Source organism: Methanosarcina mangrovi, assembly GCF_052057765.1.
In the GTDB taxonomy this organism is placed as follows: domain Archaea; phylum Halobacteriota; class Methanosarcinia; order Methanosarcinales; family Methanosarcinaceae; genus Methanosarcina.
The window spans coordinates 690,693-712,206 of the sequence record NZ_CP195120.1 but is presented as its reverse complement, the minus strand read 5'-3'; the positions used below and the strand labels follow the sequence as shown (position 1 = coordinate 712,206).

Annotated in this window: 23 protein-coding genes; 7 read left to right on the top strand and 16 right to left on the bottom strand. The window is 41.5% G+C overall.

From position 1 onward, the window contains the following. Positions 1–430: 430 nt before the first annotated feature. Entirely contained in the window at positions 431–2,374 is a 1,944-nt protein-coding gene (locus ACSAZL_RS03410) for a heavy metal translocating P-type ATPase (protein WP_440947336.1), read from the top strand. 221 nt (positions 2,375–2,595) lie between these two features. Here ACSAZL_RS03410 and ACSAZL_RS03405 read toward each other — a convergent pair whose 3' ends face one another. From ACSAZL_RS03405 to ACSAZL_RS03340, 14 genes are all read right to left on the bottom strand, one after another. After that, positions 2,596–3,036 carry a DUF2267 domain-containing protein gene (locus tag ACSAZL_RS03405; protein ID WP_440947335.1) on the bottom strand — a complete coding sequence of 147 codons (441 nt, stop codon included), beginning with the start codon at positions 3,034–3,036 and terminating at the stop codon, positions 2,596–2,598. A gap of 368 nt (positions 3,037–3,404) precedes the next feature. Beyond that, positions 3,405–3,881 (bottom strand): hypothetical protein, encoded by a 477-nt coding sequence (locus ACSAZL_RS03400; RefSeq protein ID WP_440947334.1) that lies wholly within the window; start codon positions 3,879–3,881, stop codon positions 3,405–3,407. Positions 3,882–4,329: 448 nt separating this feature from the next. Further along, positions 4,330–5,097: a transglutaminase-like domain-containing protein gene (locus tag ACSAZL_RS03395; RefSeq protein ID WP_440947333.1), complete on the bottom strand. Its 768-nt coding sequence runs from the start codon at positions 5,095–5,097 to the stop codon at positions 4,330–4,332. Between the two features lie 423 nt (positions 5,098–5,520). Beyond that, the gene (locus ACSAZL_RS03390; RefSeq protein WP_440947332.1) at positions 5,521–5,775 is read right to left on the bottom strand and encodes a hypothetical protein; all 255 of its coding nucleotides are present in this window, start codon (positions 5,773–5,775) and stop codon (positions 5,521–5,523) included. 246 nt (positions 5,776–6,021) lie between these two features. Then, complete coding sequence (locus ACSAZL_RS03385; protein WP_440947331.1) at positions 6,022–6,570, bottom strand: alpha/beta fold hydrolase; 549 nt, start codon at positions 6,568–6,570, stop codon at positions 6,022–6,024. Then, a complete protein-coding gene (locus ACSAZL_RS03380; RefSeq protein WP_440947330.1) occupies positions 6,515–6,832 on the bottom strand; it encodes an alpha/beta fold hydrolase in 318 nt (105 codons plus the stop codon). Before ACSAZL_RS03380 ends, ACSAZL_RS03385 begins: the two co-directional genes overlap by 56 nt. Positions 6,833–6,870: 38 nt before the next feature. Continuing rightward, complete coding sequence (locus ACSAZL_RS03375; RefSeq protein WP_440947329.1) at positions 6,871–9,108, bottom strand: amino acid permease; 2,238 nt, start codon at positions 9,106–9,108, stop codon at positions 6,871–6,873. A gap of 25 nt (positions 9,109–9,133) precedes the next feature. Continuing rightward, positions 9,134–9,292 (bottom strand): hypothetical protein, encoded by a 159-nt coding sequence (locus tag ACSAZL_RS03370; RefSeq protein ID WP_440947328.1) that lies wholly within the window; start codon positions 9,290–9,292, stop codon positions 9,134–9,136. 506 nt (positions 9,293–9,798) lie between these two features. Further along, a complete protein-coding gene (locus tag ACSAZL_RS03365) occupies positions 9,799–10,149 on the bottom strand; it encodes a hypothetical protein (protein ID WP_440947327.1) in 351 nt (116 codons plus the stop codon). Positions 10,150–10,476: 327 nt separating this feature from the next. Next, a complete protein-coding gene (locus tag ACSAZL_RS03360) occupies positions 10,477–10,632 on the bottom strand; it encodes a hypothetical protein (protein WP_440947326.1) in 156 nt (51 codons plus the stop codon). 64 nt (positions 10,633–10,696) lie between these two features. Continuing rightward, positions 10,697–10,960 carry a hypothetical protein gene (locus ACSAZL_RS03355; RefSeq protein WP_440947325.1) on the bottom strand — a complete coding sequence of 88 codons (264 nt, stop codon included), beginning with the start codon at positions 10,958–10,960 and terminating at the stop codon, positions 10,697–10,699. 391 nt (positions 10,961–11,351) lie between these two features. After that, positions 11,352–11,705, bottom strand: coding sequence for a hypothetical protein (locus tag ACSAZL_RS03350; RefSeq protein ID WP_440947324.1), 354 nt, complete (start codon positions 11,703–11,705; stop codon positions 11,352–11,354). A 377-nt stretch (positions 11,706–12,082) separates the two neighbouring features. Next, a complete protein-coding gene (locus tag ACSAZL_RS03345; protein WP_440947323.1) occupies positions 12,083–13,315 on the bottom strand; it encodes an acyltransferase family protein in 1,233 nt (410 codons plus the stop codon). 746 nt (positions 13,316–14,061) lie between these two features. Next, positions 14,062–14,355 carry a hypothetical protein gene (locus tag ACSAZL_RS03340; RefSeq protein WP_440947322.1) on the bottom strand — a complete coding sequence of 98 codons (294 nt, stop codon included), beginning with the start codon at positions 14,353–14,355 and terminating at the stop codon, positions 14,062–14,064. 1,223 nt (positions 14,356–15,578) lie between these two features. Here ACSAZL_RS03340 and ACSAZL_RS03335 point away from each other — a divergent pair. The 5 genes from ACSAZL_RS03335 to ACSAZL_RS03315 all read left to right on the top strand — a co-directional run bounded on the left by ACSAZL_RS03335 (position 15,579) and on the right by ACSAZL_RS03315 (position 19,466). Continuing rightward, positions 15,579–15,977, top strand: a complete 399-nt coding sequence (locus tag ACSAZL_RS03335) for a cupin domain-containing protein (RefSeq protein ID WP_440947321.1) — start codon at positions 15,579–15,581, stop codon at positions 15,975–15,977. Between the two features lie 727 nt (positions 15,978–16,704). Further along, on the top strand, positions 16,705–16,998 hold the full coding sequence (locus tag ACSAZL_RS03330; protein ID WP_440947320.1) for a hypothetical protein: 294 nt from the start codon (positions 16,705–16,707) through the stop codon (positions 16,996–16,998). Between the two features lie 292 nt (positions 16,999–17,290). Continuing rightward, positions 17,291–18,409 carry a CapA family protein gene (locus ACSAZL_RS03325; RefSeq protein ID WP_440947319.1) on the top strand — a complete coding sequence of 373 codons (1,119 nt, stop codon included), beginning with the start codon at positions 17,291–17,293 and terminating at the stop codon, positions 18,407–18,409. Positions 18,410–18,788: 379 nt separating this feature from the next. Next, a complete protein-coding gene (locus ACSAZL_RS03320; RefSeq protein ID WP_440947318.1) occupies positions 18,789–19,031 on the top strand; it encodes a hypothetical protein in 243 nt (80 codons plus the stop codon). A gap of 171 nt (positions 19,032–19,202) precedes the next feature. Further along, complete coding sequence (locus tag ACSAZL_RS03315) at positions 19,203–19,466, top strand: ArsR family transcriptional regulator (protein ID WP_440947317.1); 264 nt, start codon at positions 19,203–19,205, stop codon at positions 19,464–19,466. Between the two features lie 216 nt (positions 19,467–19,682). On the opposite strand, the gene ACSAZL_RS03310 is transcribed toward ACSAZL_RS03315, so the two are convergent. Then, positions 19,683–19,967, bottom strand: coding sequence for a hypothetical protein (locus tag ACSAZL_RS03310; RefSeq protein WP_440947316.1), 285 nt, complete (start codon positions 19,965–19,967; stop codon positions 19,683–19,685). Positions 19,968–20,083: 116 nt separating this feature from the next. Next, on the bottom strand, positions 20,084–20,803 hold the full coding sequence (locus ACSAZL_RS03305; RefSeq protein WP_440947315.1) for a DNA alkylation repair protein: 720 nt from the start codon (positions 20,801–20,803) through the stop codon (positions 20,084–20,086). A gap of 116 nt (positions 20,804–20,919) precedes the next feature. Here ACSAZL_RS03305 and ACSAZL_RS03300 point away from each other — a divergent pair, with 116 nt between their 5' ends. Continuing rightward, positions 20,920–21,414, top strand: a complete 495-nt coding sequence (locus ACSAZL_RS03300) for a GNAT family N-acetyltransferase (protein ID WP_440947314.1) — start codon at positions 20,920–20,922, stop codon at positions 21,412–21,414. The last annotated feature ends 100 nt before the right edge of the window (positions 21,415–21,514 follow it).

Genomic DNA, 21,514 nt, shown 5'->3' with positions numbered 1-21,514 from the left:
AGTAGTTATTCCAATGTTAGGCATCTACAATTAAGCTAACCCTTAATGTTTTGTTTTCAACCTAACTGATTTCAAAATCCCGAGTATTCATTTTTAGCCAAAAAAAGATACTTAACTTATCTCTATCGATATTGTTTCATAATTTTAAAAAATCAGATCTTGTGGATCTTAACTTATCTCTATCGATATTGTTTCATAATTTTAAAAAATCAGATCTTGTGGATCCGAATATTTTTGCATCAGGCCCGTCATTTTCGCCAGAGGTTTCAAGTTGTTATTTCAGTCTAATACCCATGCTTGCCAGAGATAGGGGCACACCACGCAAATTTAGTTTATTAATATTAAAGTTAATTTTCATACTTAGTATTAAATCACAACTGTTTTATGTTATCTAAATATATAGCTGTTAAAATATCAGGATTTAATTTATTTGGTAGATACAATGACGGAAAACGCTTATAAAAATTCAAAAGAAAAGAATATCCGGAGCCTTATTACCCGTTACCAGGATTTTTTACTTGATCCCGGAACGTTATTTACTATGGCAAGCGGGCTTATTCTGATAATAGCAGTAGTTGCTTATCCGCAAAATATGCTGTCAGACGGCAATGCTACGGATGAGGGTAACTGGTTATATCTATTATCCGCATTGATCGGATCATCATTTATATGGTGGTCTGCTTACCAGGGGATTAAAGAAAGAGATTTTACGGCTGATATCCCTGTTACCATCGCAACAATTGCTGCTATTGCCATCGGGCAGTATTCAGCCGCTGCTGTCGTAGCCGTGCTTTTGCTCCTGGGGGGTATGCTGGAGGAACTTGTTTCCGCGAGAGCGGGAAAGGCACTTGAATCTCTGGCAAAATTATTGCCTGATAGAGTCACTGTCAGGCGTGACGGACATGATATTGTAATTTCGCTTGAAGATGTTCAGGCCGGAGATACGATTCTGGTAAAGTCCGGGGAACGGATTGCTGTTGACGGAACCGTCCTTTCAGGTACTGCTTCGGTAAATCAGGCTGCTATTACCGGAGAAAGCCTGCCTGTTGACAAACAGTCCGGAGATACGGTTTTTGCAGGAACCCTTAACGAAACGGGAGCAATGGAAATACTGGCCACTAAAGTAGGAAAAGAAACGACCCTTGGACAAATCCACCGTTTGATTGAGGAAGCGCAGACTCAGAAGCCAAAAATAGAAAGGCTCCTGAATCGGCACGCTAAGGTTTACACCCCTACTGCAATTATCTTAGGTGGCCTGCTCTGGTGGTGGAGTGGGGATCTGACACGAGCAATAACCATGCTAATTGTCTTTTGCCCATGCGTAATGGTGCTCGCTACACCTACAGCACTGGTAGCTTCGGTTGGTAACGCAGCGCTAAGGGGCAATCTCATTAAAAAAGGAGCTACCGTAGAATCCATGGCCAGGATAGACACCGTTATTTTTGATAAAACAGGGACACTGACCCACGGGGAACCGAAGCTTTCCCGAATCATACCACTGAAAAACAACGATGAGAATGGCTTATTGTTATTAGCGGCTATCGCAGAAAAATTTAGCGAGCATCCGCTTGGAAAAGCTGTTGTAAGAGCCGCAGAAGAGAAGGGATTCTCGGTTCCGGACCCCGAATCTTTTGAATCCGTATCAGGGGTTGGCATAAAGGTTAAAACCAGCGGAAAAAACATCTTTATAGGCCGCCCTAAACAAGTATCCGGGTTGGATTTCGCGATTTCCGATGAGGTTGAAGAAAAAATTGAAAAGCAATCTCAATCGGGCCACAATACCGTTCTAATGGGGATCGACAATGAAATCGTTGGATTATTAACATTTGAAGATAAAATTAGATCGGAATCAAAAAAGGCTGTTAAGGATCTCCACAAACTGGGAATTAAGACGATAATGGTCACCGGTGATAGCAAAGCGGTTGCGGAACGGATAGCTAAAATCCTTGGTATAGACGAGGTACATGCTGAAGTAATGCCTCAAGAAAAGGTAGAAATCGTAAAAAGTCTACAGCTGGAAGGCCATAAAGTTATATTCGTAGGTGACGGGGTAAATGATGGTCCGGCACTTGTAACGGCTGACGTAGGGGTAGCCATGGGACTTACGGGGACAGATGTGGCAATAGAGACAGCAGAAGTTGGGCTGCTATCAGATGACCTCTTAAAAATTTCATATCTCATAAGCATATCAAGGAAGGCTATAAAGACTATCTGGCAAAACGTTGCCTTCTCACTTAGTGTCCTCTCTGTGGCAGTCGTATTAACTATACCGGGGATACTTACCCCGATAACCGGAGCATTATTACATGAACTATCCTCAATTCCGGTGATAATGAATTCAGCGAGGCTGATTACATACGAACCCAAAGATTGAGAAAGGATGAAAAACTTAAAAATATTTTTGGCTTTGTAGAAATTCTCCCTTAATGGACGGAGGTAGATTTTTATTGGACCACTAAAATCCACCTCTCTATTTTCAATCCAAAATAATTTAAATGCATTGAATAAACAGAACTTCTACAAAGCTGTATTTCACTAATGAAATGAAGTCAGAAAAAAGCCTTCACAAAATGTCCTCAATTCAGACCAAGTCTTTTATTGGCTCGGCATTATTTCCTCCGGGAACCATTCCTGGATATCCGCAGGCATGTTACTCTTTACGTCTCCGAGCTCACCTTCCCCCATGTGCCGATACATGACCCGCAAAACAGCCCTGATAACCGTTTCAGGATTCAGGTCGGGATCAAACTGGAGTTGCTCGTGAACCCTTCTTGCAAACTCCTCTTTTTTGAATTTCTCCGGCTTATCCACCGGGGTCCAGCCATCATAATATACCCCTTTGATTAAAAGAGGCAACTGGGATGCGAGGTGGGATGCCTCTACTACCTGGAGCCTGTCCCTGAGGACATGCAGTGTGCCCCGCAGCGCCTGGTATGCTCTGATCCTGTTCTGAAACTTCAACTGGTCCATAATATCTTTCAGCCAAACATTTGTCAAATCGATACTGCTGTCAAGATTGCTTACTCCCGTAGTCATTCATAACCCCCTATTAAGTTCAAAAATCAACATCATTCGGCAGAATCAGGTTAGGAGTTGTATTTATATAATTATTTCATAGAATAAAATTAGAAAAGGAAAAAATAGCTGAAACCCAGCCCTGAAAAAAGAGCTTGAGCAAGGGAATTTTCATCCGAATTACAGGGATGCGATTGCCGTTTTGAACAGCAAAAAAGGATTAAGCTCGCCAGCAATCTTACCAGTGACCTTAACCGGCAACTTTAACCGGCGATCTTAACCAGCAATCTTAACGGCAACTTTAACCGGCGATCTTAACCAGCAATCTTAACGGCAACTTTAACCAGCGATCTTAACCGCAATCTTAACCGCAATTTTAACCAGTAATCTTAAACACCTTCGCTGCTGCTGACAGCTTCCTTTGCACGGTTTATTTCACTTTCCTGAGAAGCTACTCTGTCAAAGTCCCCACGCAGAGCTTTCAGGGCATATTTTTCCACGTTGATTTCCTGTTTCGTACGGATCCCGAATTTTCTGAGCACAGGTACCGGAGGGCACCAGCCACGTATAGAATATTGAAGCAGGAAGGTTGCAGCAATTAGGGGCAGGATAAACCATTTCCTGCTCTTTTTTAAACCAAGCACTACCCCAATCATGGAAACTAAACCAGCACGAAATTCAATATAACGTCCGATATCCCACTCATTATCGAGCTCTTTGATCCTTTTTGAAATCTCGTAATGGGTCTTGTCCGCATAGAACCGGACTGTTGCTGCAATTTCGCGGTCGATTGCCTCATTAATTTCGGGGGAGGTGTGGGCTCTTACCCTATCTCCCCTGATAAACTCTCCAAAATCGGTTATCAATGCAAAATCCCCCCTCTGATAACACACTCGATTTTTTAACCCGATAAGAACAGCCTCTATTCAAGCCTGTTATTAAACGAGTGGAGGTATGACCATATAAAATTAATCATAAAAATTTATTCGATACTCATTATCCAGGTAAAAAAGTGAGTAAGAACGAGAATCGAAAAGATCAGGGCGACAGAAATGTACAGCTGAAAATTAAAATCGGTTTATGGGTTAGATAAAAATTTCTCTTGGACCGGGGAAGTTTTTCAGTGTTTTATCTCTCTCAATTGCGGTGTCGGTTTTTAGGTCGCTTTTCATCCGGCTGACGGCTGGCCCATTCCCTGTGCAGCGAAGGAAGAGGAAAAAATGAAAGATTTCCTCCAGGATTCCGAAAGAGATAAACAGTTAATCAGATGCCGCCAGGGGGTTAAGCAGAGAAAAAACTGCGTCTTTTCCTGCTTCAGAACTCGATCAGACCGTTCGGGTAGTATATAACACATGTCCCACGGAAGTATTCGCCTCCGGGATGTCTGTACCCGTTTGACCCGCTCCAGTCGAAGTTGAGCCAGTACTGCGTCGTCTGCCCGTCTTCAAGCACCCTTTCCGAGTACCAGACATTTTCGGCATAGGAGTATCGATCTGCGACATAGTCCAGTATGGCGTAAGCCGTCTCCCTGTCGTCCCCTATGTAAAGTTCGGGATAAGCATGCCCATAAGACTCGTTGTATGCCGTAACCACCCTTGTATTGAAGCCCATATTTTTCAAAAGGGCAGACATTACAATGGAGTAGTCGTCACAGTCTCCCGAATATCCGCTGTCGATCGTCTGTGAAGCCCCGAAGAAAAACTCGGCATTTTTGTCGTACCTGTATTCCCATCGCCTGTTTACGTAATTGTAAACGTCACATGCATCTTCCATATTATATCCTGAAGTTTTCCCTGTGATATTGAAGACCTCTTCTCCTATCCTTTCCTCTCCTGAGCCTATGGCTCTCTGAAAGTTCAGGGAGAATACCCTGTATTCTTTGGGATAAACGATGCTTGACTTATCTTCGGGATATGTGGGCACTTCAGGGATACCTGAAGGAGTAATACTTTCTGCATTTTCACTGCTGCCTGTAAGGTCTACATCTCCAGCGTTTAACTCATTTTCCGGGACCGTACCCTCAGGCAGCAGTTTATTCACTTCATCACTGACAAGCCCCCCATTAAGGCTGTCAGTATCCATACAACCTGCTACCAGGGAGACAAGAAAAATAAGAAATATAAATTTGAAAGCCTTCGCACAGGCCACAAAATCAGCTCCAGAAGTAATATAAGTTCTAGAGGGAAATAAACTTCTCTAAAGGTAATAAATTAATAAAGTGATACATTAATAAAATGATAAAGGAAGAAAGCAAATTCATTGATTCCAGCATTAACCGCGGGTTTCAATATAGTATTTATTCTTCCCGTTTTCGTTTCAAAAATATCCCACATTTGGGATAATCGAGCCCCTCACAGTATTTTCCCTTAGCCTGGAATTGGGAGCATGATGAAGAATATTTGCATTTAGGACGGAAGATGATAGATAAAATCCCCATATATGGACTCCTCTATATATTGAATATCAAATATGTCCATATATATCAAATGTTGCATTGTTCTCACATCAAGCCTGAATCGGCCCTGTTTCAGTTCCTGATAACCGTGCACTTTCTGAAGTAACCTCGGTTATTTTAAAGTACGGAAGCCCTTTAACTGCCAGTTGGGCCATAGAGTATTCGAGATCCTGAACAGGACTCTTAATTTTGGCAGGACTGGCTATGACGTTGAGCAGTTCCGCAAGGCTGGGACTGTTCGATTTCCATGTCCCGTCACTCTGTGTTTCAGCTGTAAAGATTTTCCATTCTATTTTCACGGACATTAATTTTCTCCCCCTTAAATATTCATTTTATTGAGCCGTATGCCCAAAAAATAAATCATTTTGTACTCTCATTTAAATATTTTTATATGTTTGGATCTATAACTTTATACTACCCATATAATTTTATTATCCCCCTTCCAAAGCCTGAAATTATTGCCCGAAAAAGAAGCTGCAGAACAGTATCAAAAGAGACTGGGCCCGCTGCAAGGAACTAAAAAAGTAAATTTTACCTGCCATTCTGAGGCCTCACAGTCGGCTCAGGAAATCCAACACAATCTTACTAAATTCAGCAGGTTTTTCCATATTTGGCAGATGAGCAGTATCGGGAATGACAACCTTTTTTGCCCCTTCAATCTTGTTAGTGAGCAGGGTGGCTGCGCGCAGAATTTCAGGATTATCAAGAGCTCCGGCCACGACCAGTACAGGAACACCTATATCTCCAAGCCGCCCTTCAGCCGGTGGGCTGAGAGGGGAAAGTGGATTTGAATCGGCTATGGCCCAGGTTCCATTCTCGACTGGAATCCGGTTCATTTCAGTTACCTGCTGACGAACGCGCGAGTCCACCTGCTCAGGCTGACGGAAACTGCCATCAACCCGGAGACGGATTTGCAGGTCACTTACGCGGACCAGATCCCCCTGTTCAAGAGCCTGCAGCATCTCCAGAAGCCGGGCTGGGGGCTCACCCCGCATTTCAAAACCGCCCGGGACCGTACCGACAACGATCAGCGAACGCACCATCTCAGGGTGCTTGAGAGTAAAGTCGATAGCTGTTTCTCCCCCCAGAGAGCAGCCCAATAGATGTGCGTGTTCTATCCCGAGTTCCTGAAGCAGGCGGTACAGACTGACGGCGGGAAACCGGGCCTGTTACAGGGTCGGATTTCCCTAACCCGCGCATATCAAAACGAAGCGCCCTGTAATGCTGAGTAAAGGCTTCCCATTGCCCGTCCCACATGCGGCTGTCAACAAAGCCCGCATGGATAAACACGAGAACCTCACCGTTTCCCTCTATTTCGTAGTAGAGCCTCCCATCTCCAAAGTCAGCGTATCCGGCAGTCATTCCTTATGTCCCCCTGTAATTTCAGCCCGGACCTGATATTAAGCCTTATCTTTCTCCTTCCGGACCCTTTCATAGACCTTCCGGGCATATTTTTTTAGCAGGTAATTCAGACTTTCTTTTGATATCGGTTTCGATTTTTTAACTATCATTACCGGCTTTCGGGAATGCCTTGCAATCCTCTGCGAGAGCGGCCCGAGTAGAGAAATCTTAAATCTCTCGCTCGAATCGCCAATGATTATCAGGTCGTAGCCGTTTGAAACTTCCAGGATGGCATCTTCGACAGAGTACCTTTCAAGCAGTTTGTAGCTTGCAGGTATGGAAGTTATCTTTTTGACCAGTCCTTCAAGTTCTTCGATAAGTTTTTGCTTCTTTTCCGGATCTTCATCGGGGCTTATAATACTGAAGATTCTGATTGAAGCCCCGGTGTTTGAAGCAATCTTTTTTGCCAGATAAAGGCCGTGTACCGAGTTTTCTTTACCGTTATATGCTACGAGGATTTTCTTGATGCTGTCAGGCAAATTGCCCTTTAAAAGAGCGATCTGGCTTTTTGAGGAAAGGAGAACATCATTAGTTACGTCTCCGAGGGAGTACTTGAACCGCTTTGATTCGTGCCAGCCCATGATAATCATGTCAGTGGCTTCGATTTCAGCCTGTTCAATAATCGAATTTGAGATTTTATGGTCAAAGGCAATGATATATTCCTTTTTGCTTCCGAATTTTGCAGGATAAAGCTCGAAATTTTCCTGGAAACGATAGTCCATCTCCATTTTTTCCCCGTGGTAGGCTTCCTGAGCAACCATTAAGGTTGTCTGGCGCGGAACTTCAATTACGTGCAGGCAAATTATCTCACTTCCCAGGAAATCTGCCAGTTTCAAAAGATCGCTCTCATGGCCCGGATTGGAAACCGGCACGAGTACCCGGCTAAGAGACGTCGGCTCAACGCTCACCCTTTCAACATTGTTTTCCAGGAGGTCAAACAGGTTATATGCAGGCATAGCTTTGCCCTTTCCGTAGAACATGTACCAGCCGGCTCCGGCAAATATCATCAGTACGGAAAACAATAGAGGCAGACCTCCAAGAAGAGGCAGCAATAAGAGACTCCCTACCACTCCGAAGATTTGCGTGAAGGGAAAGAAAGGGTCCCGGAATGTCGGATCATATCCGGGCAAAGTCCTGTTTCTGAGGATGATTACTGCCATATTGAGCAGGATGAATATCAAAATGTTAAAAGCCCCGCCAAGCCTTGCCAGCTCCTCGATGTCGAACATAAACAGGAGCACAACCATTACAGTCCCGGTGACCAGAATAGCATTGTGAGGAGTCTCATACTTTTTATGGATCAGGACAAACCATTCCGGCATAAGGGCATCTCTGCTCATCGCAAAAGGAAACCTTGAAGAGGACAGTATGGCGCCGTTGGCTGTGGAAAGAGTTGCAAGCAGGGCGGCAATGGCAAGGAAAAATTTCCCGGTATCTCCTGCGATCAGGCCAGCTATATCTGCCAGCGGAGTGACCGTTGTTACAGTCCCTTCAGGACCTGAAAATCCTACAACTACTGCCATTATACCTGCATAGAAAAGGGTTACTACAACCGCGGAAGCGATAAATGCCCTCGGAAGGTTCTTTGACGGATTTTTAACTTCCTCGGAAACCGCAGCAGCTTCTGCAAGCCCGAGATACGAGATGAAAACAATCCCTGTTGTTATGAAGATTGACATTAACCCGTGTGAAGCTACCGGAACAAAATTATCCGGCTTAACCAGGAAAGACACTTTTCCGATGAATAACACAAGTATTACCAGCAGAATAACTACAATAATATTCTGCAGGGAACCACTGCTTTTTGCCCCGCGGTAATTAATTACTAACAGGAGCACCCCTGTTATAGCTGCTACCAGATAGAGCGGAAGAGGATAAAAGACCTGAAAATACTCTGCAAGCCCTATGAGAGCAAACGTGCCTTTAAATACAAGGGCCAGCCAGGAACCCAGCCCGATTACTGCTCCAAATGCAGCCCCCATTGTCCTGCTGATATAGTAATAACTCCCACCTGCCACAGGCATGCCTGTTGACAGTTCTGCCATGCTGATTGCCGTAGCTATTGTAATGAGCCCACCCAGCAGAAATGAGATTATCGCTCCCGAACCTGCATTTGCCACGGCTATTCCCGGAAGAATGAAGATCCCTGCTCCGATCATCGTCCCGGTGGCTATTGCAAATGTTGAGAAAAAACCCAGGCTGCGCCCCAGCCTTTCCGTTGTTTCAACCGGTGCCATCTATATCTCCGTCTTTCCAGGGCTCTCAAACCGATAAATCAAGCCCCGGGTAAACCCTCATATTAGAATTATTAATGTAATGTTGATCGTATTTCTCCGCACCATGCATCAGGGCAGGCAACAGGAACTTAAAACCCTGCCTGATGGAGCCTGCTTTCGAATAAGAATCTCCGGAAAACGTCATTTTCCTCCGCAGTACGGTTTCAATCCATTTTTTTAGCGGGCCTTGCTTTGGGATTTTAGAGGAAGAAGGCAACCTATTACTGGTTAAAAAGTTTCAATTCTGTTTTAATGCTCCTTGTTTCCGGATAGTACATATAACTATCCGTCAGGTGTATATTTAAGTGCCAATCCCATTTAACGGACATTACTTTCGAATCAGTTGTTTTCGGGTTTTTGATTTATTGTTTTTACCAGCCTGTTCCTGATGGTTCGGAGGCCGGTACCGGCTCGCACGAGTCTTTCCACCCCTTATCCTTTAATCCCATACTATAAACCCATATTATACCCATGTCATAAAACCCTTTATTATAAAATAAGAGTTATTCTTGCGAATAATTGCAATAGAACCGGCCTGATTAAAACCGAGGATATTGAAAACTGGATGTTATTAGATTGAATGATAGCAAATGGAATAACGGGAAACGGAATACCATTAAAAATTAGATTTTTATAGTTCTAATCATGGAGTTAATCAAGGTTATAGTATTCTTTTACACATTCCTTGAATAATTCTTTGGATTTTTTGAACCCTTCATATATCCCTTCTAAATGGTCCTGAGAATAATTGGGTTTTTTATGAACCACAATCGTATCTATGATCAGGTTAAATCGGTCCTGCAGGCTCTGCATCTTTGCAGTTAGATCTTCACCTGAAGCGGGTGAAATAAATTTCTCCGCATTCTCCTCGAAAGTATCTTTGGCTATCTCCAGACCTTCATTTATTCCTTCTTTATAATCCGAATAAGCCCGAGCATCCTTATTCCTCTCGATCAGGTCACTGAATCTTCTAACTGTCTTGTTAATTAGTCGTTGATCCAAGTTTTACCTCCTCCCTGCAAAAACATAAAAAGACCGTTTAAGCTGCAACAAAAGGGTCGGATCCTTATTTTAGCAGATCTTGCTTTTGAGTAAAGAATTTATCTTTTATTATTTATAAGTACTTTCACACTAATCCATTAAAGAGTAGCTTGATAGCTAATTTTCGATTCCGCCTTTGGGAGGTCAGCGTTGAGCGTCGTAGAAAAAATTAGAGTAAAAGGGACTGAACAGGGAGAAAGGGGGCCGAATCGAGAACTGATCTTCAGAATAATTTCCCTGATTTTATGCTTCGGATTCAATTCATATATAAAGGAAAGCGAGGAAGGCTTACTTATTCAGGAAATCTTCAATGAGTTTTACTCTATCCATCCTTTCCCTTCTTTTGTTTACATTTAGCTGCAGTTCCAGAGGCAGAACCTGAATTTCATATCCGTTCCACTTAATGGTCTCAAGGTTCTGTCTTGCATGAGGACCGCAGTCCACTGGCTCGGGAATGCCCGGGATTTCCTGAGGATCGGGTGCTATGTCTATTCTTGCATGTAAAAAATCACCCCGAATCCTTAGTTAACCAACCGTTTGTATCAACGACAGGCTCGATCAGGCAGTCGGAGAAAACATCAGTTATTTCATTAACGCCCCCGAAATCGATCACAATATCCATATCGTGAGGATTCATTTTTATTCCACGAATACAGGCTGCACAACTTCCGGTCAGCCACCGGGCGATATTTGTTCCTCGAGTCTCCTTGAAAAATTCGGTTAAGGCTTTTTCCCACGGAGCAGGAGCAAAATAACCAAGCTTGTCAAGCATCAGCATTCGATTATTATTGAGCAACTGATTTTTACTGACAATACATGCATTCTCAGAGGCTTATTCCTATATTCCTGTAAATCTTTTGTAGATGCTTGCTATTTAATGCTGGAATGATCTCAAAACCTACTGTTCTTTGTCATGTGGATCTTTTATATCAAACTCCAAATTGTCTACTGGGAAGTGACAAAAATCCAGGATTGTCTCTAAAACAGACAGTTCACAGGTCAAAAATCTAAAGATAAAGCTAACTGAGAATTAAACTGGAAATCAGAAACTAAAAAAGAGAGTTTAAGAAAAAAGAGCTTAAAAAAGAGAGTTTAAGAGAAGAGAGTCTAAGAAAAGAGAGTTCAAGCTAGACCAATATTATAAAAATTAGAGAGGCTCTTCATTAATTCTCTATAGGAAAAGCCTCTTGTATGAAGTCTCCAAATATTCTTTTGGACCTTTCAAACCCGCTGTATATTCCATCCAAACGCTCTTCAGAGCGATTTGGGTTTTTTGTAAGGTTAATCCCGTCTAAAAGCTGATTAAAGTCTTCCTGTAAGCTCTCTACCTTTACGGTACTATTTTCATCAGAGTTAGGTAAGGAAAACTTTTCTGCGTTTTCTTCGAAGGTGTATCTGGCTATATCCAGGCCTTTGTTCATTCCTTCTTTAAAGTCTGAATAAGCCTGATGATCCTTGTTCATTTCAATAAAATTGTTAAATTTTCTGACCATGTTTTTGATTTTTTGTGTAGCCAAAACAACTCGCTTCCTTTTTTTAATCGACTTTAATATCTAGAATGTATTTCTTCAGGTAATAAGTATCAAGATTTAGACTTTTTAGAGATATTAAATTTTCAGTTGCCATAAAAAACTTTAAGCTAAACGTTTATTGACTTCCGGTCATAAAATATCATGGGATTAAAATAAGTCCCAATAAATAAAAATACTATTTGCAAGTATTTAAACTTATCGAAGTAAAACTAAAGGAAATTGAAGTTTTCAGACAGGGGGCTTTATTTTGCAGACCTTAAAACCGGGTTCCTGTTCGTACCTGTAAGTGCTGTATTCTCTAACTGAAACAGAAAAGAAACTTATGCTCCAATTGCTGCTTTAAAGGAACAGGCTCACTACTTTTATTTGAATATTTTATTGTATATTGTAAAGATAGAGCTCGAAAGGTATCCTTGCTTCAGATGTCCGGCACCGGCGGGTCTGCGAGAATTAACCAGCCGGTTGTAAAAAGCCTTTGATAATTCTACACCCGCCGTATCTACATACTTATAAAAGAGATAGCTCAACGGGAATATTAAAAATAAAGACAGGAAGCACGAAATAAAAAAAGCTGTTCCGTACGATAATATCGGGTACAGGGTAAGGAAAAGGGCACAGGTGAAACTACTTGCCACCAGGAAATGTACCAGGTACAGGGAGTAGGATATTTTTCCGAGGAACACAGGCACGGGGAAGGAGAAAACACTCTGCAACCCCCGGCTGTTCAATAAAACATACATTATCATGCCTGCGCCTAAAATATGATAAGCCGCCTCTGGAGTTTCGAAGAAGCCGTTATTGAGAAACGCGTATAGTGAATCGCTTGTAAGAGGGCTTATAGGGTACGATCCGAGAAACATGCCGGAAATCAATATAATAGACAATATTATTTTATTATTCGTTTTAAATATCGGTGTCTTTCCGTTGAACGCATCAGCGAGTACCATTCCTATTACGAAAGCCAGATAGTAGTAGTTGAGGAAAAGCACGACTGCAGCAAGGTAGAATGTCCAGCGGTTTCTCAGCGACCCGAAAAGTAACGCCATCGTGAAAACAAGCATCGAACCGTAAAATTCTATTGTCATCGTCCATAAGACCGGGTTGTAGTAGATGTCACCACCTAAAAAAAACGAGTTCCACCCAGCCTGTTTAACTGCATCGAGGATATCCGGCGTAAAGGCCCAGTAGTTGCGGTAATTGCTACCTGCGGAAACCTCCATAGTTTCAAAAAAATACCTGTATAACCCGGCTGATGCCAGCAAGTAAGAGAGTATTACTGCCGCGAATACCGGAACAAACAATCTCAGATATCGGCGCACTGCACTGCTTATAATTACGCCGTTGTCCTTCGTTTTAAAATACTTCTGGGTTAATACATAGCCGCTCAGAACAAAGAAGATGCACACTGAAAAATTGCCAGCGCCGATTAATCCCAGAGGCGTACTCGAAAAAAGCAGGTCAAAGCTTCCGAAATGCGAGGGAAGTTCGCTGCCATAGACCATAGCCGGAGCTAATATGACAAAGAAATGCATTATCATAACATTGACCGCAGCTATACCGCGCAGCCCGTCAAGATAGGTGATCTTCCCGGTCACATTATCGCTCAGAGATTATTTTAATAGAACTTTATTTAAACCGCTTCTATAAGATTTCTTCAGGCTCATAACATACGAGTCGAGGACCCGGTTGACTGCCTCCGCTTCGGCTTATCATCGCTGTCTTCTGCTCAGTCCCTGTTGAATTGATCTTGTTCTCGGGTATGAAATAGATTTCTATTTGTTCACACATTTTCCGATCCAATCCCTATTTTAGCGGATCTTGTCCCGAATCAAAGTGAGGATTCAAGAATAACCCGTAAAATAACCCGTAAAATATATGAATGAACTCCGGATCAACGTTTGCCGATTAGAAAAAGTCCTGTAGCTACTGGATTTGTACTCTGACTAAAATGAGGTATTGTGGGAATACAGAAAACTATGTTTTTCCAACTAGACTAAAAAATTCCTGAATTTGATTATTCTGAGATTTGACTATTCTGAGATTTGACTATTCTGAGATTTGACTATTCTGAGATTTGACTATTCTGAGATTTGATTATTCTAAATACTGACAGTTTCAATTCCTCAAATGCCTGATTTTTGAGGACTTCGATAAACCCCAATTTTTAGTTAGTTGTTTATAAAGAGTATATAAGCGATTTGTTGAAATAGAAGGTTTTTCAAAATTCTCTTTTATCATTAAGGAAAATAATGAAAGAAATTTTGGGATCAGTTCCTGTTCCTCTAAAATCTGGTGTTAACTTTCAGTTTTCTTTTTCGGTCTTTTTTCTCATTTCTTTTCATCATCTTTCAGATATACTCCCACCATCACTGTTAGCTATGAACACTCCATTATCAAGAATACCGCCCGGAACATGCATAATTCTGTCCTCCATCCAGATTCTGCAATTCTCAGAAATTAAACAGCCTTCTTCTTTCTGGAATATGGAAATGTGTTCGAAATAGTTTAATATCACAGTATCAGGAGTTTCCTCGTAAAGTCCGCATTCTTTAAATTTTTTATCTATATAAACATCGAATGTACCGTCGTCATGGAGGATAAAATGGGTTGTTTTGTTGGTGTATTTTCTGGGCATGTTGGATCACACATTTTATTTTTTAAATAGTTACACGATTTGCATTTTTAACTTCGTGCACAAGATTTATTCATAAGGCTTTGTTTTTTAGGACTTAGTTAATAGGGTTTTGTTAATAGGGCTTCGTTAATAGGGTTTTGTTAATAGGGTTTTGTTAATAGGGTTTTGTTAATAGGGTTTTTATCTTCAATGTTGTTTTAATTCAAATATATATATTACTTCCTGTTTTTATAATCCTTACAGCATTTAAAAGATCAACAGGAAAAAATAACATAGATTTCAAGTTCTCGTATCTGATTTTAGCCGCCTGTTGTATTAACTTATTATTATATCGACAAAAAGGCTCTATGTATGCATACCGTACTTTCGAAAGACGGTACCATGATTGCTTGCTGAAAGAGCGTTCGGAACAGCCGCTGGTTTTAATCACGGCAGCACCGTCGATCACGCTCGCTGGAACCCGATTCTTCCGAAACTTGAGCAAAGGTTCGCTGTGTATGCCGTCGACCACAGGGGGCGCGGTAAAAGTACCGATGCCGGGGATATGCTGTTGAACGCGAATTCGAAGATATTGTAGCGGCTGTGGCTGCAATCAGCCAAACGGTAAATCTGCCCGGTCATTCATTCGGGGTATCCTTTGTTCTTGAAGCGGCACTGTTCACGAAGAACATCAACAAACTAAGCCTTTATGAACCGCAGATTCAGGGCGCGAAACTTATGTCGCCGGATGTGGAGAACAAAATACAGCAACTGTTGGACACGGGGGGGACGTGGCAAGACCTTCATATATATGCTTGAAGCAGGCAGACTAAAACCCGATGAATTCGAGATACTGTGTTTATTGCCTGCCTGATATGGACGGGAAGCAGCGGCGTACACAGTACTGGGGGAGGAACTGAAGGTTAGAGAACTTCCCTCGTTGTGATGCCCGGGAAGCAGCATATTACAATGAATACCGCGCAAGAACTGTTCGTTGCATAAATAGTGAGTTTTCTCGCCAAGCGGCATATCGAGGCAGAATGAGGGCAGGGAGGGAATTTTTCGTAAGATATCACTCCTGGATTGATTGACGCAGCCCGAAAATTCATCACTCAAGAATGAATCGATAGTCAGATCATTACCAAATCAACGACGTTTACTGCCTTGAATTTATGTTCCAACCTTTTTTTAGAGGACATTGTTCGCAAATAATTCTATATACGATTAACCGTATATGAGAAAATATGAAAGGATTTTCTATTAATATCGAAGAAGCGACTCTGGAAAACAACAATTTCCGCAAGGTACTGTACACCTCAAAGCACAGCCAGCTGGTACTTATGAGCCTCAGGCCCATGGAAGAAATCGGGATGGAAGTGCACGAGGAAAACGACCAGTTTTTCCGTTTCGAGAAGGGGCAGGGGAAGTGCATAATTGACGGCAACGAATATGTAGTAGGTGACGGATTTGCAATAGTAGTGCCCGCCGGCGCACAGCACAACGTAATTAATACTTCGGCAACCGAAGACCTGAAACTCTACACTATCTATTCCCCGGCACACCACAAGGACGGAATAGTGCGCGTCACGAAGGAAGAAGCCGAAGCAAATGAAGCGGAATTCGACGGCGTGACAACGGAATAAGATTATTAGAAATAGGATTTGTTAAGCATTAAAAAATGTAAAATAAAAACGCTTTCTGAAAATAAAGCGTTTTTACTTTTTTATCTTTAGACATCTTTATCTTTAGACATCTCATCTTTAGACATTCTTATCTTTTGAAGTGAAAGGTCGGAATTTGTTCGCATGCCTGCGGACACTGTTGAGTTTATATCCCGATTGTTTCAATTCCTGTTTTAGTTGATCCTGTTTACGAAAATCCTCTTAATCAACCCCGTCATCGGAAAGATGACAAGGCAAAAACTGCAGGATGCCATGAAATTAAAAGACAGTGAACACTTTAGAAAGAGATAGCTTTTATCTGCTGCGGAAACCGGATTCATCGAAATTATAATTCAGGACAAACACAGAAGTAGCAAGCAAAAGTATAGATTTACGGAAAAATACCGCCTGTTCCAGGCAAAAGATAAATGAAATTTTCATTATCAACTCCCCCCAGCATGAGCTTTCAGGCCAGTATTTTGTTAGATTCAGTGCTTTGCTGACATTTTGCTAGCGCTTTGTCAATTCTTTATTTCATGACACATTTCATATATAGATTATTTAATTTAAGGAGGTTTTATTTTTAATCTATAGTTTTATTCAATAAATATATGATAAATAGCAAAACAACCTGATAATAAAAACATATCGAATATCTATTTATATTTTCTCGATGTCTGTTACGATACTATAAAAGGAGATTTATTCTATGGTTACAAGACATCTCACTAAAATCGGTGTATTATCACTTGGAAAGATCTTGGGAACGGTTTACGCAATAATGGGCCTTATATTCGGAGCTATACTAACTCTCATGTCCCTGGGTATGGGTTCCGTAATGGGGAATGAGGGAGCATTCGCAGGTCTGCTGTTCGGGGCAGGAGCTATCATAGCATTACCCGTCTTCTATGGAATTATGGGTTTCGTTGGCGGTATAATCACAGCATTTGTATATAATGTAGCAACTGGATTCATTGGTGGCCTGGAAATAGAACTGGAATAAAACGAGAAAGATTCGATCCCGTTTTAGTGGATCTTGCTTTCGAATATTAAAAAGACTCAAAAGATTCCAAAATAAATTCCTTATTTAGTGGGAAATTCGTGATCGCTGGAGAGATTCAAACGTCAAATTTTTGTGAACGTACTTCGGAATCGCAGTACTGGAAGTTATTATAGGCGTCTCCTTGAAAAACACAATAGGAATTACGGGCAGTCCATGTTATTTGCCAAACTTCAGAAATTGAATAATAATGTAATAAAATATTTTAAATGATATCCGGAATTAAATTATGAATATGCTCATAGAAAAAATAATTTCAATTTTCCTATGCGGCGATGTTATGCCTGGAAGGGGGATTGACCAGATTCTGCCTCATCCGGGCGATCCGGAGATTTATGAACCGTGCATGAAGTCTGCAAAATGGTATGTGGATATTGCGGAAGCCAAAAACGGCGAGATTGACAAAACTGTGGATTATTCATATGTCTGGGGAGACGCATTAAAAGAGTTTGACAATAAAAAACCGGATTTAAAGATTATAAACCTTGAAACAAGCATAACATCAAGCAGGGATTACTGGAAACATAAGGAAGTTCATTATAAGTTAAATCCTCAAAATATTGACGTAATAAAAAATGCGGGGATTGATTTTACTTCTCTTGCCAATAATCATATCCTGGACTGGGGATATAAGGGGCTTGATGAAACCGTTAAAACACTCAACGATGCAAAAATAAAATTTGCAGGCGCAGGAATCGATAAGTCTTTAGCTGAAAAAATTGCCGTATTTGATTTAAAGGGGAAAGGGAGAGTTTTAATATATTCCTGCGGCTCAATTACAAGCGGCATACCGTATGAATGGAGCGCTGAAAACAACAAAGCCGGGGTAAATCTTATTCCCGATTATTCAATAGATACGGTCAGGAATATAAAGGAAAAATTCGACGCAATAAGAGACAAGAATGATATTTCGATAGTATCAATCCACTGGGGCGGCAACTGGGGCTACAGAATACCCAGGGCTCATATGGAATTTGCGCATAACCTTGTCGATCTGGCAGGGGTAAACATAGTGCACGGCCATTCATCGCATCATCCGATAGGCATTGAGGTTTATAAAAATAGATTAATATTATACGGATGCGGTGATTTTATAAATGATTATGAAGGGATAACAGGCTGTGAAATGGACAGGGAAGACCTCGCCCTAATGTATTTTGCCGGCTTCGACACTGATACGGGAAATATCAGCAAATTAAAAATCGTCCCCATGCAGATAAAAAATTTTAAATTAAACTACGCAGACTGTAATTACGCGGAATGGATAAAAAACATTCTAAACAGGGAAGGAAAGGCATTTGATATGAAATTTAAATTGCTTAGTGATAATTCTGTTGAACTTATAATAAGTTAATTTTTAGTAAATAAAATATACAACTTTTAGCTTGAGTTTTCAAAGAATTTTATTAAATTAAGTTTCAATCATTGTTTTAGCGGATCTTACTCTCGAATCTCGCTGCATATAATAGGCTTTTTCCGGATTCCGAGTTTCAATCCTTGTTTTAGTGGATCTTTCATTTTCGGTTTTTTGTAGTTCAGTTTGCATATTCGCTTAAAAAGAAGTGTAATTGAGTTAGTTTTTATACGATTGAAGATTGCCATAACTTCGTATAATATGCAATATTTGATTTTAATCATGAAGACACTCCGCATAAAAAAGAGTTGAGTGATATAAATCTGGAGCCCCTAAGATTCAATAGATTTAGATGCAATGAATAATAAATTAATGTAATATGATTATATCACAATTTTACATAATAACATCAATCGTTATCTTAGCTATCGTCGCCTTGCTTGTGTTTTTTGTAAAGAAAAATAAGAAAGAAAGAAAACTCACACCTTTAGCAGGTTTGGCCTTTGGATTTGTTTTAGCCGGGATTATTTTTGGCGATGACAGACTAATTGGTTATAGTTTAATGGGGTTTGGAATAATTCTTGCTGTGATTGATATTATTAAAAAGTCTAAAGAGAAATAAAGACTCCAGATTTACTCAAGCCCCGCTGCGCTCTCACCCCCACTTCGTTCCGTTCGGATCACTTAAGTTTCAATCCTTGTTTTAATGGATCTTGATCTCGAATAGGTAGTTCGGGAAGCCATCCAGCAGGCTTTTGGGGCGTTTTTCGGGGCGTATGCAAGAAACGATATAGTGCAGAGAATCGTTTATGTTACCGAAGAGGACAGCACCATGATTGATTTTCCGGTGCTGAGCTTCAACCTCTCGGAAACTAAGAAATTGATACTTGAAGAGATCCAGAAAGGAAATTCTGCAGTTACTCAAATTGCGTCAACTGCCGGGATTTCAAAAGGGATGACTTATAACCACCTCAGGGAACTGAAAAACATGGGGTATATTGCAGACGGGGATAGCGGGTACGTAATAACCGATGCAGGAAAAATTGCCTCGATTTAACCGCCGGGATAGAAATACAGAAATTAAATCAGAAAGTTTTGAGGGAGTTGAGAAAACAAGACCTCCCCCCATCACCCCCCTAACTTCTCAAATGTTCACATCTTCACATTGAGTCTCACTAAATAAAAACAGAAAGTTGCCATCGCATTACGCTATCCGGAGGAGCATAGAAGAAGTGAAGGTTGAGTAAATTTTCCCATCAAAACTTCAGAAATATTAAATCGTTATCATTGATGGGTAAATAGAAAAAAATACTTGTGAAGACATGGAGGTAATTGGCAGACAGACAAAGCTTGCATAATGGACCCGCCTGCAGACCAGACTGCGGGGAAAATATGTATGGGAAATAAAACTGGGGAATATTGGGAGAAGGAGCTCAGAGATGTGGTATGGGGGTACTGCATCGAAAAAACTCCCTGCTCCCTTCAATTCTCTTCCCTGTAAATTTAAATCGCCTTTTTTTAGTCTCCAATCCTCTTTTCTGTAAATTTTAAGCCTCAATTCCTAACCTTCAATCTTCGATTCCCTAGTTCCCAATCTTCGATTCTTTAATCCCGACCTCGATTCTTTAATCCCCGATCTCGATTCTTTAATCTTCAAACCCTGGAATTTCAGGCTTATTTTTCCATAGCCTTAGCTCTGAGGTCTGCAGGGAACTTTTCGATTGCGTACCTGAGGGAGGTTCGAGGCATTTCTTTTTTGTTTTTCATGACGTAGTCGAAGACTTCTTGCAGGTGGGGTTTGCTGGCTTCTTTTAACATCCAGCCGTAGCCCTTCCGGACGAGGTCGTCTTTATCCGTGAGGAGGAGGTCTGAGATTTCGAAGATCTCGGGCAGGAAAAGGCCTTTTCTTGCGGGCAGGATGAGGGTTACTGCAGAAGCCCGCCTGAGCCAGCGGTTGTCCGACTGCGCCCAGAGCTTGAGGTTTTCAATGTAAGAAGGGAATTTTTCGATAAAAGAGCCGACCGCGTGATTGCAGAGGGTGTCGCACTTCGCCCAGTTGTTGACGTAATTTTCGACCCAGTGCTCAAAAACGAAGAAATCGGCTTCGGTGTATTCGGCTCTTACCATGTATGCCCATTCGAAGGCGACAAAGGCTTCCTCGCAGTAGTCCGACTGCAGAAGTTCTTCCCCGAGGGCAAATATATTTTCCTTATCCGCCTGCCCTGCTGATTTCAGTTCCTTAAAATAGTCCTTTGCGAGTTTTCCGACAACGGCTGACTTTACCCCGTGGCATTTCACTTCCTCTTTAAAAAAGCGGGAATAGCTGTTTTTCGTCTTTTCTTCAACACTACCGGTTAAGTCCGCTCTGACTCTGGATACGATATCTGTATGCACAGTTCATTATTTAATCAAAGGTGTTACTTATATCTTTTTTTCAGGCAAAAGAAAAATCGGGGAGGCATCGGGGAGGCGTCAAAAACATTTTTCATGAGGAAAGCTTATTTTCCATCATGCCTCAAGTAAAGATTCGTCTCCAGGAACTTTCCGACGCCGAACGTTTTTTTGAAATCTTCACACAAACGGACTTTGAGTATATAGAAGTCCCGGTAGAGACCCTTGAGGACGAAAAACGTTTCCTGAATCTGAATGAGGTAAAAAGGAAAACCAATTTTGAACACAACTATTCGATTCTTCTTGACGGAAAACTTGTGGGAGCCTGCGGGATCAGGATCGACCAGCACAGGCCGTGGGTTGGAGAAATCGGGTATCTTGTGGATAAGGACTACTGCGGGCAGGGAATTGCAACCGAAGCCGTAAGGAAGCTTGAGAAAATAGGTTTTGGCGAACTGAAGTTACAGAGGATCGCCATCCTGATGGATATCCGAAATCTGGCAAGCGAGCAGGTTGCCCTCAAGTGCGGGTACGAAAAAGAAGGAATAGCAAAAAAAATCCACAGGATAGGAAAAGAGTATTACGACTGCTTCGTATATGCCAAAACCAGGTGAGATACAGAAACCAGGGAAGCAACGGGACAGAAAAGAGTAGCAGCAGGGCAGAAAAGGGTAGTAACGGGACAGAAACAGGACAGCAGCAAAAATGGAATAT

Excerpts from the sequence above, each read along its gene's own strand:
- ACSAZL_RS03405 (WP_440947335.1), bottom strand. The coding sequence starts at position 3,036 with ATGACTACGGGAGTAAGCAATCTTGACAGCAGTATCGATTTGACAAAT.
- ACSAZL_RS03395 (WP_440947333.1), bottom strand. The coding sequence starts at position 5,097 with ATGGATACTGACAGCCTTAATGGGGGGCTTGTCAGTGATGAAGTGAAT.
- ACSAZL_RS03390 (WP_440947332.1), bottom strand. The coding sequence starts at position 5,775 with ATGTCCGTGAAAATAGAATGGAAAATCTTTACAGCTGAAACACAGAGT.
- ACSAZL_RS03380 (WP_440947330.1), bottom strand. The coding sequence starts at position 6,832 with ATGACTGCCGGATACGCTGACTTTGGAGATGGGAGGCTCTACTACGAA.
- ACSAZL_RS03375 (WP_440947329.1), bottom strand. The coding sequence starts at position 9,108 with ATGGCACCGGTTGAAACAACGGAAAGGCTGGGGCGCAGCCTGGGTTTT.
- ACSAZL_RS03370 (WP_440947328.1), bottom strand. The coding sequence starts at position 9,292 with ATGACGTTTTCCGGAGATTCTTATTCGAAAGCAGGCTCCATCAGGCAG.
- ACSAZL_RS03355 (WP_440947325.1), bottom strand. The coding sequence starts at position 10,960 with ATGCTTGACAAGCTTGGTTATTTTGCTCCTGCTCCGTGGGAAAAAGCC.
- ACSAZL_RS03340 (WP_440947322.1), bottom strand. The coding sequence starts at position 14,355 with ATGCCCAGAAAATACACCAACAAAACAACCCATTTTATCCTCCATGAC.
- ACSAZL_RS03335 (WP_440947321.1), top strand. The coding sequence starts at position 15,579 with ATGAAAGGATTTTCTATTAATATCGAAGAAGCGACTCTGGAAAACAAC.
- ACSAZL_RS03330 (WP_440947320.1), top strand. The coding sequence starts at position 16,705 with ATGGTTACAAGACATCTCACTAAAATCGGTGTATTATCACTTGGAAAG.
- ACSAZL_RS03325 (WP_440947319.1), top strand. The coding sequence starts at position 17,291 with ATGCTCATAGAAAAAATAATTTCAATTTTCCTATGCGGCGATGTTATG.
- ACSAZL_RS03320 (WP_440947318.1), top strand. The coding sequence starts at position 18,789 with ATGATTATATCACAATTTTACATAATAACATCAATCGTTATCTTAGCT.
- ACSAZL_RS03300 (WP_440947314.1), top strand. The coding sequence starts at position 20,920 with ATGCCTCAAGTAAAGATTCGTCTCCAGGAACTTTCCGACGCCGAACGT.